This is a genomic window from Massilia norwichensis (assembly GCF_024753245.1).
Taxonomy (GTDB): domain Bacteria; phylum Pseudomonadota; class Gammaproteobacteria; order Burkholderiales; family Burkholderiaceae_D; genus Telluria; species Telluria norwichensis.
Genome location: NZ_JANUGX010000034.1, coordinates 50,915 through 69,417, shown reverse-complemented (window position 1 = coordinate 69,417; position 18,503 = coordinate 50,915). Strand labels below are relative to the sequence as shown.

The following is an 18,503-nucleotide window of genomic DNA, read 5'->3' as shown; positions in this document are numbered from 1 at the left end:
ACTTCCATCTTTGGCAAATACCCAAGGCCGGGCGCCAAGGTCATGCTCAGCATGCCAGCGGCAGCGGGCCCTCGTATCTGCCGAGCGTCTCCGTGGCCCCGTTGCTCAGATCGCGCATGACGAGTTGTTCTCCCTGCCATTGCAGGCTCGTCCGCAACGCCACCGGCTTGCCGAACAGGTTGAGGCTCACGATAAGTTCGCCGGCGTCGGATAGTGCCCAGGTGCCGGAGGCGGATTGCACGCCCAAGGCATTCAAGGCTTCCCGTTTCTCGCCGCAGGGCGGGTACATCTCGACGTGATGATCGGCCTGGTACACGATCACCGCACCCAGCAAGCCTGCGCTCGCCGCCGCCTGCCGTCGTTCGGGTGGAAGTTGCGACAGTTGCGGCGACAAGTCTTTTTGCCATGCGCCGACGAGCCGGGCTTCAGCCGCATCCGTGACGGGATTCGCGGACGACGGGTTGGCGCAAAGCGCGGCGAGCATGAGGCTGGCGAAGCGGATTGCTGCGGCGGCGCGGCGGGTGAGGTGGGGCATGGCTGTTCCATGGCGCGATGAACGGGAACGCCACGATAGCAGGCTTGCCAATTGCAAAAATGCACGAAATGTCACCCGATCAGGCGAGCGCGCAAACAAAAATGGCCCAGAAAGAAAAACTTTCTGAGCCATTCCTGATGAATAAGTGGTGCGGCTGGCAGGAATCGAACCCACGACCCCTTGGTTCGTAGCCAAGTACTCTATCCAGCTGAGCTACAGCCGCCCAAGTCGCTATTATAGCAGCGACATCTCGCAGGGGGAAGGCTTAATTTTTCGCAACATGACGAAGGCTTCTGTTAGATTTGAGTCTGTCTCCGGAAAATCGTTTATGTTCCGCTTTCTCCTCGCCGTAGCGGCCTGTTTCCTCTTTTCCCTTGCCAGCGATCCCGCCCAGGCCGGCGCGCCGCGCGGTCTGCGCTTCGAGCAACTGGGCTTGGAGCAGGGCCTGGCGCAGGAAACCGTCAAGACCATCCTGCAGGACCGCACCGGGTTCATCTGGTTCGGCACCCAAGGCGGACTGAACCGCTACGACGGCTACCGCATCCGTTCCTTCCGCAGCGATCCGGCCGACCCGTCCAGCCTGCCCGACAATTACGTCCTCTCTTCGTATGAAGACCGGGAAGGGCGGCTGTGGTTCGGCACGCGCAGCGGCCTGGCTCGCTTCGACGAGGCCAGGCAGAAATTCGTCCGCTATCCCTTCCTGTCCGGCAGCGAATCGGTCGCGCGCAATCGTGCCGTCGCCGCCATCAGCGGCGATGGTGCCGGTGGCCTGTGGATCGGCACCGGCGAAGGCTTGATCCACCTCGACCCCGCCAGCGGGCGCTTCCGCGTTTTCCGTCACGACGCCGGCGACCCCGCCAGCCTGCGCGACGACCGCGTCAGCGCACTGGCGCTCGACGGGCACGGCGGCCTGTGGGTCGGCACCGGCGTCGGCATCGACCACCTGCCGGCCGGCGCGACCGACTTCGACCACTACGACATCGATCCGCACGGCGGCACCAAGCGCAATGCCGTGCTGTCGCTGTCGATGGCGCAGAACGGCACCCTGTGGATCGGCACCGCCGCCGGCCTCGACGCCTGGCGCACCGGAGACGGCCCGCCGCAGCGCCGCCACGTGGGCGTCGACGAAGGCATCGACGACACCGGCATCCTGACCCTGTACCACGACGCCGGCAACAATCTCTGGGTCGGCACCGAGCTCGACGGCCTGAAATGGCTGGACCCGGCCAGCCAGCGCTTCGTCGGCTACAACAATATTCCGCTCGACCGCCACAGCCTCTCGGACAACCAGGTCAGCTCGGTGCTGGTGGACCGCACCGGCACGCTCTGGGTCGGCACCCAGTTCAGCGGCGTCAACCGCACCGACCTCGCCAGCGGCGGCTTCGGCAGCTTCACGCTGTTGCCGGCCGAGTCCGGCGGCAGGATGGCGACCCCGAGCCGCAAGATCCGCGCGATCGCCGCCGGCGCCAACGGCCGGCTGTGGCTGGGCACGACCGGCTCCGGCCTGATCCGCCTGGAGCCGATCAGCGGCCGTGCCGAGCGCATCCGTCACGATCCGACGCAGCCCGGCAGCCTGCCCGACGACATCGTCACCGCCGTGTTGCCCGGGCGCGGTCGCTTGTGGGTCGGGTCGGCGACCGGCCTGTCCTGGCGCGACGCGGTCAGCGGGCGCTTCACCACGGTCGCGCTTGGCAAGGATTCGGCCGGCAATTATGTCCAGGACCTGATGCAGGACCGTGCCGGCAACCTGTGGGTCGCGACCCGCGGCGGCGTGTTCCTGCTCGACCCGGACGGCCATATCCTCAGTGTCTGGCGCCACGACCCGCTGGATGCCAAGAGCCTGGGCGAGAACTACGGCTTCGCCCTGCTCGAAGACCGCGCCGGCACGATCTGGATCGGTACCGAGAATGGCCTGGAGCGCCTCGACCGCGCCAGCGGCACCTTCACCCATTTCCGCCACGACGACAAGAACCCGTCCTCCCTGCGCCACAACCGCGTCTATTACCTGTACGAATCGGCGCGCGGCGAAATATGGGTCGGCACCGCGGCCGGGCTGCAGCGCATGGAGCGCGACGCCGGCGGCGCCACCGTGTTCCGCTATTTCCCGGTCACGAACCTGCAGGAGCCGGTGCCGATCGGTGCCATCCTCGAAGACGGGCATGGCGAACTGTGGGTCAGCACCACCGTGGGCCTGACCCGCGTCGATCCCGCCACCGGCGCGTTCAAGAGCTATAGCGCGAAGGACGGCCTGCTGGACGGCAGTTATTTTGTCGGTTCGGCCGCGCGCGGCGCCGACGGCGAACTGCACTTCGGCGGCGTGAACGGCATGACCTCCTTCATGCCGGAGGCGGTGCGCGAGAACCCGTACCCGGCGCAGCCGGTCATCACCGATTTCCTGGTGCAGAACCGCTCGCGCATGCCGCACGCTGCCGGCGATGCGCCCGAGGTGAAGCTGCCCTGGCGCGATTCCGTGTTCACGCTGGAGTTCGCGGCCCTGCATTTCGCCGACCCGCAAAGCAACCGCTTCGCTTACCGCCTGCTGGGCTTCGACCGCGACTGGACCGAGACCGACGCCAGCAAGCGTTTCGCCACCTACACCAACCTGGACCCGGGGCCCTACGTGTTCGAGGTCCGCGCGGCCAACAAGGACGGGCTGTGGAACGATACCCCGGCGCGCCTGCGCATCGTCATCGCGACGCCGTTCTGGATGACCTGGTGGTTCCGGCTGCTGGCGGCGCTGGCCGTGATCGGCGGCGGTGTCGCCATCTACCGCCTGCGCATCCGCGTGCTGGTGCAGCAGACCGAAAGGCTGGAACGCACCGTCGGCGCGCGCACCGCCGAACTCGTGCTGCAGAAGGAAGCGGCCGAGCAGCAAAAAGAGGCGGCACTGCAGGCGCGCCGCAACATCGCGCTGCTGTCCGACATCGGCCGCGAACTCACGGCCAAGCTGGATGGCGAGGCGATCATGAAGAACGTCTACAACCAGGTGCGCCAGCTGATGGACGTGCACGTGTTCGCGATCGGCGTGGCCCAGGCCGACGGCCGCCTCGACTATCCGTTCATGATGGAGGACGGCAGGCGCATCGGTCCCTCGGAGCGCTGCAGCGAGCGCGTGCTAGCGCTCGGCCGGCGCTGCCTGGCAACGGGCGATGAAATCCTGATCGACGACCTCGATCGGGACGCCGCGCGCTGGATCGGCGAGGTGGCCGAGCCGCCGGCGGCGAACCCGCCGGCCTCGCTGCTGCTGGTGCCGGTGATGGTCGGCGCGCGCGCGGTCGGCGTGATCTGCGTGCAAAGCCGCGAGCGCCACGCCTACCAGCACCTGCAGCTCGACATGCTCAGCACCCTGGCCGCGTATGTGGGCGTGGCGCTGGACAATGCCGACGCCTACCGCCAGCTGAAGGACACCCAGGCCCAGCTCGCGGCCCACGAGAAGCTGGCCTCGCTCGGCGCGATGGTGGCCGGCGTCGCCCACGAACTGAACACCCCGATCGGCAACAGCCTGCTGATGGCCAGCACGCTGCACGAAAAAACGGAGACGCTGGCCGCGCGCTTCGCCCAGTCGAACCTGAAGAAATCCGAGCTGGAGGGCTGGATCGCGGCGGCCAGCGAGGCCAGCGCCCTGATGCAGCGCAGCCTGCACGCGGCGGCCGACCTGGTGAACAGCTTCAAGCAGGTCTCGGTCGACCAGGCCAGCACCCAGCGCCGCCGCTTCGACCTGGCCCAGGTCTGCCACGAGATCGCCGCCACCATCATGAACCAGGTGCGGCGCGGCGGGCATCGCTTGTCGCTGGAGGTGGCGCCGGGCATCGTGATGGACAGCTATCCGGGACCGCTGGGTCAGGTGCTGATCAACTTCGTCAACAACGCGCTGCTGCACGCGTTCGACGGGCCGGGCGGGAGCATGGTGCTGTCCGCATCCTTGTCGGGCGCGGACCGGGTGCAGATCGAATTCCGCGACGATGGGCGCGGGATTCCGAGCGAGCACCTGTCGCGGATTTTCGATCCTTTCTTTACGACGCGGATGGGGCAGGGTGGGACTGGGCTGGGTTTGAATATCGCCTATAACATCGTGACGACCTTGTTGGGTGGGACGATTCGGGTCGATAGTGTTGAGGGGCAGGGGACGGTGTTTGTGGTGGAGTTGCCGCTGCGGGCAATGGCACATGGGCAGGAACTGGCGGCGGGCATCGCTGCCTCAAAATAGGGAAGAGCAACCATGATCGAAATGAAGGCCAGATCGGTCCACGAATTCCTGGAGCTGATCTCGCCCCTGAGCGGACGGTTCCATGACAATTTTTTTGCCGAGTACGCGTTCCGCGGACAAGCGAAGTCGACCTGGCCGCTGGTGCCGAAGGCCTTCCGCCCCGACGTGAAAACGCCCTGGCAAGAGCAGCTTTACACTGGCACGATGAAGACCTTCCGCGAACAGCGCGAATTGGAACTGGGAATGCTGCGCGATTTCGTGCTCGAGATGAATCGCAACGGGCACCGGATCCTGGACGATAACTTGTTCTACAAGCTGTCCGACGACTACGAGATGCTTCACGAAAGCAACCGTATCGGGAGGTTCGAAGCGCCGTGGCCTTCGCGCGAGTATCTCTCGCTCCTCAGCTTGGCGCAGCATTACGGCCTGCCGACGCGCCTCATGGACTGGTCGAGGAGCGCCTATGTGGCTGCGTATTTTGCGGCCAGTGACTGCATGAGGCTGCTGGACAACGGTGGCAAGGCCCGGTCGCTGGCAGTGTATGCGCTGAACATGAAGTCGAGGCTGCTCAAGCCGCCCTCGCGCGTTGAGAGCCTTGGCCCACTGCTGGGACGAGCGCGGTCGGAGCCGCGTACGACTTACCATGTGGTCGAAGTGCCGACGCAGCCGAATCAGAACCTTTTCACGCAACGCGGCTTGTTCGTATGCTGCACGGAGTACGGACAGATCAAGAACGAGCCGTTTTCGCCTGTAACGCTCGACGCTTATCTCCAGGCGAGGCAAGCCGAACGTCGGAACGCTTCAGGCTCGGCGAAGGATGTCAACAGGGGATTGTCCAGGACCGATGGCGTTACACTCTACAAGTTCACCCTGCCGTCCGGCCAGGCCTGGGCACTATTGCAGGCGCTCGATCGTTTGCAGGTGAACGCATCGTCCATCTATCCGGGTATCCGGGGCTGTGTCGACACGATGTTCGAGCGTTGCAGGATCAAGGATGCCGAGTTGGCAAAACGCTATCCGGAATTGGCCTGACTCCTCGCAGCCGGTCGCCGCGTGTCAAACCTGCACCTGAATCTCCCCAAAAAACCCCAACTGCAAACTACTCGCAATCCGGTTCGCCACCAGAATCGCCTCGCCAGCCCCCTCCACCCCAAACACCTCGATCGCCGTCATCCTGAACAAGGTCAGCCAGCGCACGAAGTGCTCTTTGCCGATGCCGCTCAAGGCCATGTGCGTGCCGAACACATTGCCCTGGAACTCGCCGCTGTCGAGCAGCACCTTGGTCCAGAACGCATACATGCGCGGCATGTGCTCATGCCAGTGGCTGGCCAGCTTGGCTTCGAAGACGGGGCCAAGGACTTCATCCTCGCGTACGCGCGCATAGAAAGTGTCGACCAGCTGGACGATGCTCGAAGGTGTAACAGCAGCGCTCATACCAGATTCTTCGGATTGCCGGCCGCCCAGGCGTCGATGTTCTCGACCAGCATGTCGGCCAGGGTTTGCATGGCGCCGGCGCTGGCCCAGGCCACGTGCGGGGTCAGGATGAAGTTCGGCAGGTCCAGTTGCAGCAGCGGGTTGTCCGGCACCGGCGGCTCCTTGCTCAGCACGTCGAAGCCGGCACCGGCGATCGTGCCCGTGGTCAGCGCCTCGGCCAGCGCCGCTTCGTCGACCAGGCCGCCGCGCGCGGTGTTGATCAGGATCGCGCTCTTTTTCATGCGCGCCAGTTCGGCGGCGCCGATCATGTGGCGGGTCTCGTCCGTCAGCGGCAGGTGCAGGCTGACCACGTCCGAAGTCATCAGCAGCGAGGACAGCGGCAGCTGCATCGGCCGCCACTGGTCGCGCCTGGCGCTCACCGGCGAGCGCGAGCTGACCACGATCTCCATCCCGAAAGCGCGCCCGATTTCGGCCACGCGCCGTCCGAGCGCACCGTAGCCGACGATGCCGAGACGGCTGCCGGCCAGGTCGCCGATCGGGTGGTCGAGCAGGCAGAAGCGCGTCGACTGCTGCCAGCGCCCGGCGGCCACGTCGCGCGCATATGCCTTCAGGCTGCGCCGCACCGCCAGCATCAGCGCGAAGGTGTGCTCCGGTACCGAGACCAGCGAGTAATCGCGGATATTGCAGACGGCGATGCCGCGCTCGCGGCAGGCAGCCAGGTCGACGTTGTCGGTGCCGGTCGCGGCCACCGCCACCAGTTTCAAATCCGGCAGCTGGGCGATCGCGTCGGCGCGCAGCGGCACCTTGTTGGTGACCGCGACGCTGGCGCCACGCAGGCGCTCGACGACCTCGTGCGGGGCGGTGGCCGGATAGTCCTGCCAGGCATGCTCGAAGGCGGGCGGACGGACATTGGCGATCAGGCTGTCGCGGTCGAGGAAGACGATCTTGTGCATGGCGGCTCTCAACAAGGAAGGCCACCATTGTAGAACGGGAGACAAAAAAAGACAGGCCGTGGCCTGTCTTTTGGAGATGGAGGGGCTTGAGCCGCGCCGGCTTAGTGTGCTGCTGCCGTGTCGGCTTTCTTGTCTGCGTGGTCGGCGGCCTTGTCGGCAGCAGCCTCCGCTTTGGCCTTCTCGGCCTTTTTGTGTGCTTTTGCCTTGGTCTTGGCGGCGTCGGCTTTGGCGACGGCGACGTCCGACTTGGCTTCGGCGGCCTTCTTCTCTACCTTGGCATCGGCCTTGGCAGCCGCCTTGGTTTCTTTGGCCTCGGCCTTGGCGACATCCTTGTCGGCTTTGGCATCGGCCTTGGCGGCAGGGGTCGTCGTCGTAGTCGGCGAGCTGGCGGTCGACTGGGCGGCGAATACCGAGGTAGCGAACAGACCGGCGATCAGGGTAGCGACGATTTTACGCATGGCGATGTTTCCTTCAGTTTGTCGTTGATATGGTGGGACATTCCCGGGTGCTACATGCCCTCAACGCGATCCTTCGCCGGCCAGTTGACGCGCCTTTACATCCGCTTACAAATAGCTATCAGTTTTTCAGCTGCGCTTCGGCGAGCCGGGCGATCGCCGCCAGCGTGGTCTGGGCCGCGTTCAGGCCCAGCAGATAGTCCTTGTCGCTGAAGGTCGACACCAGGTCGGTCGGCTGGTGCCAGTGCGGGTTCCAGCCGGCGCCGATCTGCTGGCCGCGCTCGTTCTCGCGCAGCGAGATCGACGGCACCAGATCCATGAACGGGGTCGAGTCGGTATTCGTCATGTGCGGGCCGACCGCGGCCGGGTAGTCGGACGCGTACTTGTCGTTGGCGGCGCGGAAGGCCCAGGCCAGCTTTTGCGATGCCTCGGCCTGCTTCGAGTTCGCCTGGAACTCGATGTTGACGTCGGCTTCGCGGCGCTGTTCCGGCGCCGGCGTCGCCACCTGCCTGCCGTTCGCGTCCAGGTGCGCTACCGGCATGCCGTGGTCGAACATCATCATGTCGTGCTGGACCATGCCCAGCCAGCGCGGTTCCGGATAGCGGCCCGAACCCTTCGGCGATTCGATCCCCTGCAGGTGCTTGCGCTGCTCGACGTAGGCCGCCGCGCCCTGCAGACCGGTCTCTTCGTTGTTCCACAGGGCGAAGCGGATGCTGCGCCCGGTCGTCACGCCCGGCGCGTTCAGGATGCGCGCCAGCTCCATCACCAGGGCGGTGCCGGAGGCGTCGTCATTGGCGGCCTCGCCGTAGCCCAGGCCGTCCATGTGGGCGGCGACGATGTACATCTCTTCGGGGTGAGTGCTGCCGACCTTGGTGCAGTAGACCTCTTCGCGCGGGCCGCCTTTCGGGTCCGGCTGCTCGGCGTTCAAGGCGCGCAGACGTTCGTCGGGCTGCTTCATCGGATCGTCGTTGACGCCGGTCGGCGCGCGGGTGCCGAACAGGGTGCTGCCGCCCTGGCCGGACGGTCCGCCGCGGCCGCCGCCCGTCGCCGGTACGCGCTGGCGCGGCGCCGCCACGTAGTCGTAGCGCAGACGTTCGGTCGCGCAGCCATAGGATTTCAGCTGGGCCTCGATCCAGTCGATGGCCTTGCGGTTGCGTTCCGTGCCCTGTTTGCGGTCGCCGAAGCGGGCCAGGTTGCGGATCGTGTCCTTGTAGCGGCCAAGGTCGAGCTGGGCGACCAGCTGGGCGATCGGATCGGCGGGGGCGGCAGCCTGTGCAGCGTTGGCCGGGGTGCCGCCGAGGGCGCTGGTCTGCGCGGCGGCGGGCAGGGCAAATGCGGCGGCGAGCAGGAGGACGGAAGGGAGGGCGGAAGAGAGGGCAGCAGACGGTTTCACGGGACCTCGGACGGGTGCGGATGGAAACCGCAACTATATGCCAGCCACACGATTGATGCATATTTGACAGTAGAAATGTTTCCAAGGATACTCATTCGGCATTTCCGCCAACAAACATAACCCAGAGACCGTGAAGACCACTTCCATTGCCATCCTGTCCGCGGCCGCGCTGGCCGCTTCCGTGCAAGCGGCCCCGGCCGCCCCGGCCGTCAAGCCTGCCGTGCCGGCATCGCAAGCCGTGCAGATCGAGCCTTCCCACCTGTCGCAGGACGTCAAGGTGCTCTCCTCCGACGAGTTCGAAGGCCGCGGCCCGAACACGCCGGGCGAAGCCAAGACCGTCGCCTACCTCGTCAACCAGTTCGAAGCGGCCGGCCTGAAGCCGGGCGGCGACCTGGTCGACGGCAAGCGCAGCTGGACCCAGGACGTGCCGCTGGGCCGCTTCGAGATCAAGGGGCCGGTGGCGCTCAGCGTGAAGGGCGGTGGCAAGGAAGACACGCTGACCCAGGGCGAGCAGATCGCCGTGCGCGCAGCGATGACCGGGGCGAAGAGCGTCGAATTCAAGGATGCGCCGCTGGTCTTTGTCGGCTATGGCGTCGCCGCGCCGGAGCGCAAGTGGGACGACTTCAAGGGCCAGGACCTGAAGGGCAAGCTGGCCGTGGTGCTGATCAACGACCCGGACTTCGAAACCGGCAAGGGCGAGTTCGGCGGCAAGGCCATGACCTATTACGGCCGCTGGACCTACAAATTCGAGGAACTGGCCCGCCGCGGCGCGCTCGGCACCCTGATCGTCCACGAAACCGCGCCGGCCTCCTACGGCTGGGCGACCGTCAAGAACTCGAATACCAACGTCATGTACGACGTGGTGCGCAAGAACCCGCTCGAGGCCCACGCCCCGGTCGAGGGCTGGATCCAGCGCGACCTGGCCGTCGACCTGTTCAAGCGCGCCGGCCTGGACTTCGACAAGCTGAAGAAATCGGCGCAGTCGCGCAATTTCAAGCCGGTCGAACTGACCGGCATCGCGATGTCCGGCAAGTACGCGGTGGACGCCCAGACCATCGTTTCGAAAAACGTGATCGCGCTGCGCGAGGGCAGCCAGCGCCCTGGCGAGTACGTGGTCTACAGCGGCCACTGGGACCATCTCGGCATCGGCCTGCCGGATGCGAAGGGCGACCGCATCTACAACGGCGCGGTCGACAACGCGACCGGCATCGCCGCGCTGCTGGAACTGGCGCGCGTCTACGCGGCCGCGCCGGCACCGCAGCGCAGCGTGATGTTCCTGGCCGTGACCGCCGAAGAGAAGGGCTTGCTGGGCTCCGAGTACTACGCGTCGAATCCGGTGTACCCGCTGGCCAGGACCGTCGGCGTACTGAATATGGACGCGCTCGACCCGCATGGCAAGGCGCGCGACTTCACGATCTCGGGCAGCGCCAAACTCGACCTGCTGGACCGCCTGGTGGCCAAGGCCAGGATGGCGAAGCTGAGCTTCTCGCCGGATCCGAAACCGGAAGCCGGCCACTTCTTCCGCTCCGACCACTTCCCCTTCGCCAAGCGCGGCGTGCCCGCATTTTCCTTCGGTTCGGGCGAGCATTGGGAGCAGGGCGGCGTCGCGGCGGGCAAGAAGGAAGCCGAGCGCTACGTCAAGGAGAACTACCACCAGCCGTCCGACGAGTGGAAGGCCGAATGGACCTTCGAGGGCATGGCGCGCGACCTCGGCATCCTGTATGCGGTGGGCCGCGAGCTGGCCGATTCGAACGCCTGGCCGAACTGGTCCAAGGATTCGGAATTCCGTGCCGCGCGCGACCACAGCGCATCTGAGCGGAAATAATTGCTCAACTGAGCAGTTGGGCGGGGCAGGGCGCGACGGTTAACTGCCGTACAGTCGCGCCCGGGGCATCACAGTACATTGGCAACATTGCTGCTGATGTACAGGTGATGCCATGCCCGACGCACTCAAGGAATACAAGGCCAAGCGGAATTTTTCGATCACGTCCGAACCCGCGGAAGGCGGCGAAGCCAGCACGGGCGCGCTGACCTTCGTGATCCAGAAACACTGGGCCACCAGGCTGCACTACGATTTCCGTCTTGAACTCGACGGCACCATGAAAAGCTGGGCCGTGCCGAAAGGCCCCAGCTACGACAGCCACGACAAACGCATGGCCATCCACGTCGAAGACCACCCGATCTCCTATTCCGATTTCGAAGGCACGATTCCGCCCAAGCAGTATGGTGCGGGCGAGGTGATCGTCTGGGATAAAGGCACCTGGGAGCCGATCGGCGACCCGCGCAAGGGCTATGCCAAGGGCGAGATCAAGTTCGAGATCCACGGCCACAAGATGTATGGGCGCTGGGTGCTGGTGCGCCTGCGCGGCCACGAGGACGACAAGCAGGAGCCCTGGCTCCTGATCAAGGAAAACGACGAGTACATGCGGCCCGCATCGGAGTTCTCGGTGGTCGACGAGATGCCGGACAGCGTCAAGGACTTGCCGATGCCGGGTGCGCCGCAGGATCGCGCGGCGGCGCGGGAGAAAGTGGCGGCCTTGAAGGCGGAGGCAAAGAAGCCTGCTGCAAAATCCGCCTCCAAGGCCGCCGCCAAGGCCGCTGTCGCCAAACCCGCCGCAAAGACCGCGAAGCGCGGCGCCATGCCCGAAGGCGCCGTGAAAGCCGAACTGCCCGAAACCATGAACGCGGAACTCGCGACCCTGGTCGACGGCCCGCCCGAGCGTCCCGAGGAATGGATCTACGAGATCAAGTTCGACGGCTACCGCATCCTGGCGCGGGTCGATCAAAAGGGCAAGGACATCCGCCTCATCACCCGCAACGGCAACGACTGGACCGACAAGCTGCGCCCGCTGCACGACGAAATCAAGCGCATGAAGCTGCCGGACGGCTGGTACGACGGCGAGATCGTGGTCCACGACGAGAACGGCAAGCCGAACTTCAACCTGCTGCAGCTGGCCTTCGACGGCTCGAACCGCGCGCAGATCGTCTACTTCATCTTCGATGCGCCCTACATGAAGGGCTGGGACCTGCGCGACGTGCGCCTCGACCAGCGGCGCCCGCTGCTGCAGGAAGCGCTGGAAGCGCGGCCCTCGGACACGGTGCGCTTCTCCGCCGAATTCGGCACCGACCCCAGCCAGCTGGTGGTGGCGGCCTGCCAGATCGGCCTGGAGGGCGTGATCGGCAAGCGCCGCGATTCGCGCTACGTGAACCGCCGCTCGCCGGAATGGATCAAGCTGAAATGCGGGATGCGCCAGGAATTCGTGATCGGCGGCTGGACCGATCCGCATGGTGCGCGCACCGGCATCGGTTCGCTCCTGCTCGGCTACTACGACGAAAAGGGCGTGCTGCGCTACGCCGGCAATTGCGGCAGCGGCTTCAACGGCGCCTCGCTGCGCCACATGCGCGAGACGCTGGAAGCGATCGCCAGCGACGAGAACCCGTTCCCGCCGCGCGCCGTGCCGGGCCGCGGCAACCACTGGGTCAAGCCCGAGCTGGTGGCCGAGGTCAGCTTCTCGGAATGGACCGCGACCAATTCGATCCGCCATCCGGTGTTCCAGGGCCTGCGCAAGGACAAGCCGGCCACCGCCGTGGTGCGCGAGCAGGCCAAGCACGTTCAGGAGAAGACTGACATGCAAGCAGAGGAACAAGCCGACGCCAGGCCGGCCACCAAGGCCGGGCGGGCAGGGCAGGCCGCCAAGGCAGCCAAGGCAGCCAAGGAAAGCAAGGCGATCAAGACAAGCAAGGCCGCCAAGGCAGCCGAGGCCGGGCCGGACCTGAGCGGCGTGCCCGCCAGGTTCAAGGTCACGCACGGCGAACGCGTGATGGACAAGGAAAGCGGCGTCACCAAGCTCGAACTGGTCGAGTACTACGCGCTGGTCGGCGAGCTGATGATGGAACACCTGAAGGGCCGCCCGGTCTCGCTGGTGCGCGCGCCCGAGGGCGTGGGCGGTGAGCTGTTCTTCCAGAAGCACGTCGTCGATCCACGCAAGATGCCGGGCGTCGGCCAGCTCGATCAAAAGCTCGATCCGGACCACCCGCGCATGACCCGCATCGACAGCGTCGAGGGCATCCTGTCCTGCGCGCAGTGGAACGTGGTCGAGATCCACAGCCAGAACGCGGTCGAGAAGCGCTACGAGACCCCGGACCGCTTCGTGTTCGACCTCGATCCGGGCGAGGGCATTTCGTTTGCGATGGTGCAGGAAGCCGCCCAGGTGGTGCACGCCTTCCTGCAGGAGCTGGGCTTGACGCCCTTCCTGAAGACCAGCGGCGGCAAAGGCCTGCACGTGGTGGTGCCACTGAAACCCAAGCTGGACTGGGATACCGTGAAGGACTTCTCGCACGCGATCGTGACCCACCTGGCCAAGACCCTGCCGGACCGCTTCTCGGACAAGAGCGGCGCCAAGAACCGGGTCGGGCGCATCTTCATCGACTACCTGCGCAACGGGCGCGGCGCGACCACGGTCGCCGCCTGGTCGGCGCGCACGCGGCCGGGCCTGGGCATCTCGGTGCCGGTGCGCTGGGAGGAGCTGATGGACCTGACCTCCGGCGCGCACTGGACCGTGCGCACGGTGGGCGAGCGGCTGGCGATCGGGAATACGCCGTGGGAGGATTATGAGGACAGCGCGGCGACCCTGACCAAGGCGATGAAGGTGCTGGGCTTCAAGCCGGCGAAATGAAGGCGGTACCACAACAGCCTGCCGCCTCCCGACGCCCGGTCGGGCTGGGCATTGCCGCCGGATGGCTGGGCCTGCTGGTACTGAAGCTACTGGTGCCCATCCGCTCTCCGGCACGACGATCCTGATCTGGACGGCAGGCCCCTGTCTCGGCCTGCTCGCCGGCGTCTGGCTCGCGCGGCTCAGCGCTTCGGCGGTGGCGTCGGATTGAGCTCCTGCGACCAGATGACGGACGCGATCTTCCAGCCGGCGTCAAGGCGCACCAGCTGCCAGCTTTCCTTGCCCCAGTTGGCGCGGTAGCTCCCTTCCATGAAGATATAGTCGAACCAGACCTGGGCGATATCGCCATCGGTCTCGATGCGCACGTTGGAGAAGACCTCCTCCTGGGGCGTGGGATCCTTGGCGACCGCGTCGATGAACCCGCGCAAGGTGCCGGGGAAGAGCTTCGGCGGACGCTTCATCTCCGGCCTGGGCCGGCTGGCGTAGAGCATCTCGACGGACGCATCGGTCGTCACCCCGATCCAGGTGATATCTTCCTTCGTGAACAAGCGCAGGAACGCCTCTTTATCCTTTTTGATGAGGGTCGCGCGGAAGGCTTCGACCACGGCCTCGATCTCTTTCCTGCCGTGCGCGGCATCGTCGGCGCGCGCCATGTGCGGTGCAGTCAGGAGGAGGCCGACGGCCAGGAACAACGCTGAACATGCTGCTTTCATCACATCTCCTTGGTGGTAACAGATTGGCAAGCCCACGATAGGCATGCGTCCTGCATTTGTCCAAGGAAATGCGCCGAGCCGTGCGCCGATCGCGGCCAGGCGGTTGGATCGTCGGTATTACGCGGTCGCCTCCTGCCGGCTTTCCGCCCGTGCCTCCTTATGGTTGCGGAAAATCGCACGCACGTTCATCGCCGTCAGGCCAAGCTGCAGCGTGATCAGGGCCCAGGCCTCGTCGTGCAGGCCCCAGACGATCCAGAGCACGTTCGAGAGAATGAAGGTGTAAAAGCCGAACACGCGGCGCCGGGCATGCCGTGCGCCTACCAGGAAGGCGGCGGCCAGTGTGACCGCCATCGCGGGCCATTGCAGGAAGTCGATGAAGGTGTCCAGATCCACTCAGGCCGCCTTCCTGCGCCGCGCCGGCGCCTTCTCGGCGGCGCTCGACTTGGCGACGGCCTTCTTTGCAGCCGGCTTGGCGGCCGGCTTCTTCGCCGCCGTCTTGGCCACGGCCTTCTTCGCCGCCGGCTTCTTGGCCGCCGTGGCGCGCGCATGCACCGGGCTGTGCGACGTGCTCTTGCGCGCGCGCGGCGGCGGCGCATCGCCGGCATCGTCGTCTTCGTCGTCGGACGGTTTGCGCGACTTGCGCGGCGGCGGATCGTCGTCGTCGTCATCGTCGTCCGTGCTGGCGCGCGCCGGCTTCTTGCCCAGGCTGGCCTGCAGCAGCGAGACCAGGTCGATGACGTTGGATTTTTTCGGTTTGTCCTCTTCCTCCGGATCCGGCATCGTGATGGTCTTGGTCTGCTTGGCTGCGATCTTCTTCTTCACCATCGCCATCACGTCTTCGCGGTAGGTGTCGTGGTACTGGTTCGGCTTCCAGCGCTCGCTCATGCCTTCGACCAGCGCCCTGGCCATCTGCAGTTCCTTGGGCGTGACCTGGGCCGCCTTCGAATTCTCGTCGGGGATCTTCAGCTCGTCGGTCGGACGGATCTCGTCCGGGTAGCGCAGGGTGATCAGGACGATGGTGTCGCCCACGCACACCAGCGCCGCCAGGTGCTGCTTGACGCGGATGACGACGTTGGCGATCCCGATCTTGCCGACGTCGCGCAGGGTCTCGCGCAGCAGCGCGTAGACCTTGTCGCCGCCCTTGCCGGGCGCCAGGTAGTAGGGCTGCTCGTAGTAGATCAGCGGTACCTGGCCGGCGTCGACGAAGGCCAGGATGTCGATGGTCTGGGTGGCTTCCGGATTCGCGCGCCGCAGGTCTTCGTCGGACAGCACGACGTATTCATCGGTCGCGTATTCGTAGCCCTTGATGATGTCGTCCCAGGAGACTTCCTTGCCGGTGTTCTTGTTGTAGCGCTTGAAACCGATCGGTGCGAAATCGCGACGGTCGAGCATGTGCAGGTCCAGGCTGTGGTCGCTGGTTGCGGGGTAGAGTTCGACCGGGATGTGGACCAGTCCGAAACTGATCGCGCCCTTCCACATGCTTCGAGCCATCGCTAACTCCTTAATGGTGATTATTCGCCGACCGAACCCGTGATCGGCAGGACGACGCCGGTCACATAACCCGAGCACACGCTCGAAGCCAGATACACATACGCCGGCGACAGCTCTTCCGGCTGGGCCGGGCGGCCGTAGGTGGTGGCCTGGCCGAACTTGGCGATGTCTTCCGGCGACTGGTCGGCCGGGTTCAGCGGGGTCCACACCGGTCCCGGGGCGACGCAGTTGACGCGGATGCCCTTGTCCAGCAGGTTGGCCGCCAGCGACATCGTGAAGGCGTGGATCGCGCCCTTGGTGGTCGAGTAGTCGAGCAGCTTCTTCGAGCCCTTCAGGCCGGTCACGGAACCGGTGTTCACGATCGCCGCACCGCGCTTCATGTAGGGCAGGCAGGCCTTGGCCATGTGGAAGTAGCCGTAGATGTTGGTGCGCATGGTCTCGTCGAAGCGGTCTTCGGTCAGGTCGAGCAGCGACTCGGCGTGCTCCTGGAAGGCGGCGTTGTTGACCAGGACGTCCAGTCGGCCGAACTTGGCGACGATCTGGTCGACGGCCTGCTGGCAGAACTCCATGTCCTTGACGTCGCCGGCCACGGTCACGCAGCGCTGGCCTTCGGCCTCGATGTAGCGCTGGGTCTCGGCGGCATCCTCGTGTTCGTTCAGGTAGAGGATGGCGACGTCGGCGCCTTCGCGCGCGAACAGGATCGCGACCGCGCGGCCGATGCCGGAGTCGCCGCCGGTGACGATCGCCACCTGGCCGGCCAGCTTGCCGCTGCCCTTGTAGCCCTCGGCCATGAACTTCGGCTTCAGTTCCATCTGGGCTTCCAGCCCCGGCTTGGCCAGGTGCTGGGCCGGGAAGTCGCCGGACGGCTGCTGCACGCCGGTCTGGGCGGCCTGGTCGCCGCCGCTGCTGCTGCCCTGGTCGCCTTTCTGCATGCTGCCGTCGAGCTGGTCCTGGCGGTTCTGGATTGCCTTCTGCTTGTTTGCCACGTCGTCCTGGTTGGCCATGCCGTTCTCCTTAAGCGTTCGGTGATACTGATCCCCCAAGTATTCCCGCCGGGCGGTCTTCGCTACCGTGCGCTTCCACACACAGCGCCGCATTTGCTGGCCGCACCCGGTGCTTTATGGCAAACTTCGACCTGTAGCATGTCATTCCAGGAGCGCAGGATGCAGCAGCAGGACCAGCAGGACGCCGCAAGGACGGGGATTTACGTCAGCCCGATGGCCCAGCGCCGCGCCGACTTCTTCGATGCCTGCGGCCCGCTGTTCGCGCGGCTGGATCTGGCCGACAGCCCGGATACCGCGGCAAGCCTGCTGGCCGCGGCCCCCACCGATCTGCTGGTGATCGACCTCGAACGCTTCGAGCCGGGCATCGACCTGGACGCGCTGGGCGGCCTGCTGGCGCGCCGCGCCGGCGCCCCGGCCCTGCTGCTGTGTCCCTTCGCGAACGCGCGCTGGCTGCCGCTGCTGCAGGCGGCCGGTCCGGCGGCGTATGCGATCACGCCGATCGAACCGGCGCGCCTGCAGGCCGTGGTGCGGCGCGCGCTGGCAGCAGGCGGCCGCGCACCGGTCGCCGGGGTGGACGCCTTGCGCGCACTGCTGGCGCTGCGTGCACGGGTGCAGTCGGCGCTGGACGCGCCGGATGACGAACAGAATCTGGCCGAACGCCTGTGCCAGGCGCTGCTGGCCTGGCCGGGTGTGCTGCACGCCGCCATGTTCCGCCTGCGGCCGGACGGCGACCTGCAGCTCGAAGCGGAACAGGGCAAGGGCGCGGCGGCCGGACTGCGGCTGGCGACGGTCCTGCAGCGCGGCGAGCGCCTGCTGCAGGCGCCGCTGCGCCACGCCTTCCCGGGTCTGCTGGCCGCCGCCACCGGCGAGCTGGTGCTGCTCGACACGCTGGCGCAGGCCGGCGAGCCGGCGCTGGCGGACAGCCTGCGCGCGCACGGCGTGGTGCAGGCGCTCGGGATGCCGGTGCCGGCCGACGGCCCGGGCCAGCCGCGCGGCGCGCTGTCGCTGCTGCTCGACCATGATGCGCCGCTGGCGCCGGAAGCCTTCGATGCGCTGCGCGATTGCGCCGCCATGGCTGCGCTGGGCCTGCGCCTGCTCGACATGAACATCGAGAGCGAACAGCTGCTGGCGCGCCTGACCTATGTCTCGACCACCGATGCGCTGACCGCCGTCGCCAACCGCCGCCACGGCGAGGAACTGCTCGAGCGCGAGGTCAAGCGCGCACGCCGCTACCGCACGCCGCTGGCCCTGCTGTCCTTCGACATCGACCGCTTCAAGGCGATCAACGACACCTACGGCCACCCGGTCGGCGACGTGGCGCTGCGCACCGTGGCCGACTGCGTGCGCGCGCTGCTGCGTTCGAGCGACGTGCTGGTGCGTTCCGGCGGCGAGGAATTCCACGTGATCGCGCCGCACACCAGCGCGATCGATGGCCTCAAGATGGCCGAGAAGATCCGCCACGCGGTCGAGCAGGCCGCGATTCCCGGCTGCGACCATGTCACGGTCAGCCTCGGCGTGGCCCAGCTGGGCGAACAGGAAAGCGCCGATTCGCTGGTGCAGCGGGTCGAAGCCGCGATGGCGCGCGCCAAGCGGGCAGGGCGCAACTGCGTCGAACTGGCGATGCAGTAGAAAGAAAGGCTCGGGA

14 protein-coding genes and 1 tRNA gene are annotated in these 18,503 nt (G+C 66.3%); 5 read left to right on the top strand and 10 right to left on the bottom strand.

Going from position 1 to position 18,503, the window contains the following annotated elements:
- Positions 1–46 precede the first annotated feature (46 nt).
- Positions 47–535 (bottom strand): hypothetical protein, encoded by a 489-nt coding sequence (locus tag NX782_RS22740; RefSeq protein WP_258847769.1) that lies wholly within the window; start codon positions 533–535, stop codon positions 47–49.
- Positions 536–681: 146 nt separating this feature from the next.
- A tRNA-Arg gene (locus NX782_RS22735) sits at positions 682–758 on the bottom strand.
- 105 nt (positions 759–863) lie between these two features.
- Here NX782_RS22735 and NX782_RS22730 point away from each other — a divergent pair.
- Complete coding sequence (locus tag NX782_RS22730) at positions 864–4,742, top strand: two-component regulator propeller domain-containing protein (protein WP_258847768.1); 3,879 nt, start codon at positions 864–866, stop codon at positions 4,740–4,742.
- Positions 4,743–4,754: 12 nt separating this feature from the next.
- Positions 4,755–5,774, top strand: a complete 1,020-nt coding sequence (locus tag NX782_RS22725) for an FRG domain-containing protein (protein WP_258847767.1) — start codon at positions 4,755–4,757, stop codon at positions 5,772–5,774.
- Between the two features lie 24 nt (positions 5,775–5,798).
- Here NX782_RS22725 and NX782_RS22720 read toward each other — a convergent pair whose 3' ends face one another.
- The 4 genes from NX782_RS22720 to NX782_RS22705 form a co-directional block, all read right to left on the bottom strand.
- On the bottom strand, positions 5,799–6,176 hold the full coding sequence (locus NX782_RS22720; protein ID WP_258847766.1) for a group III truncated hemoglobin: 378 nt from the start codon (positions 6,174–6,176) through the stop codon (positions 5,799–5,801).
- On the bottom strand, positions 6,173–7,129 hold the full coding sequence (locus tag NX782_RS22715) for a D-2-hydroxyacid dehydrogenase (RefSeq protein ID WP_258847765.1): 957 nt from the start codon (positions 7,127–7,129) through the stop codon (positions 6,173–6,175). Before NX782_RS22715 ends, NX782_RS22720 begins: the two co-directional genes overlap by 4 nt.
- 101 nt (positions 7,130–7,230) lie before the next feature.
- Positions 7,231–7,587 carry a hypothetical protein gene (locus tag NX782_RS22710; protein ID WP_258847764.1) on the bottom strand — a complete coding sequence of 119 codons (357 nt, stop codon included), beginning with the start codon at positions 7,585–7,587 and terminating at the stop codon, positions 7,231–7,233.
- 118 nt (positions 7,588–7,705) lie between these two features.
- Positions 7,706–8,977: a M20/M25/M40 family metallo-hydrolase gene (locus NX782_RS22705; RefSeq protein ID WP_258847763.1), complete on the bottom strand. Its 1,272-nt coding sequence runs from the start codon at positions 8,975–8,977 to the stop codon at positions 7,706–7,708.
- Between the two features lie 130 nt (positions 8,978–9,107).
- Here NX782_RS22705 and NX782_RS22700 point away from each other — a divergent pair, with 130 nt between their 5' ends.
- The gene (locus tag NX782_RS22700; protein ID WP_370661825.1) at positions 9,108–10,802 is read left to right on the top strand and encodes a M28 family metallopeptidase; all 1,695 of its coding nucleotides are present in this window, start codon (positions 9,108–9,110) and stop codon (positions 10,800–10,802) included.
- Positions 10,803–10,914: 112 nt separating this feature from the next.
- Complete coding sequence (gene ligD / locus NX782_RS22695; protein ID WP_258847762.1) at positions 10,915–13,653, top strand: DNA ligase D; 2,739 nt, start codon at positions 10,915–10,917, stop codon at positions 13,651–13,653.
- 179 nt (positions 13,654–13,832) lie between these two features.
- On the opposite strand, the gene NX782_RS22690 is transcribed toward ligD, so the two are convergent.
- From NX782_RS22690 to NX782_RS22675, 4 genes are all read right to left on the bottom strand, one after another.
- Positions 13,833–14,363 (bottom strand): nuclear transport factor 2 family protein, encoded by a 531-nt coding sequence (locus tag NX782_RS22690; RefSeq protein WP_258847761.1) that lies wholly within the window; start codon positions 14,361–14,363, stop codon positions 13,833–13,835.
- A gap of 117 nt (positions 14,364–14,480) precedes the next feature.
- Positions 14,481–14,756, bottom strand: coding sequence for a hypothetical protein (locus NX782_RS22685; protein ID WP_370661824.1), 276 nt, complete (start codon positions 14,754–14,756; stop codon positions 14,481–14,483).
- A complete protein-coding gene (gene ku / locus NX782_RS22680; protein ID WP_258847760.1) occupies positions 14,757–15,854 on the bottom strand; it encodes a non-homologous end joining protein Ku in 1,098 nt (365 codons plus the stop codon).
- Between the two features lie 20 nt (positions 15,855–15,874).
- Positions 15,875–16,858: an SDR family oxidoreductase gene (locus NX782_RS22675; protein ID WP_258847759.1), complete on the bottom strand. Its 984-nt coding sequence runs from the start codon at positions 16,856–16,858 to the stop codon at positions 15,875–15,877.
- Between the two features lie 159 nt (positions 16,859–17,017).
- Between NX782_RS22675 and NX782_RS22670 the strand changes: the two genes are divergently transcribed.
- Complete coding sequence (locus tag NX782_RS22670; RefSeq protein WP_258847758.1) at positions 17,018–18,487, top strand: GGDEF domain-containing response regulator; 1,470 nt, start codon at positions 17,018–17,020, stop codon at positions 18,485–18,487.
- Positions 18,488–18,503 lie beyond the last annotated feature (16 nt).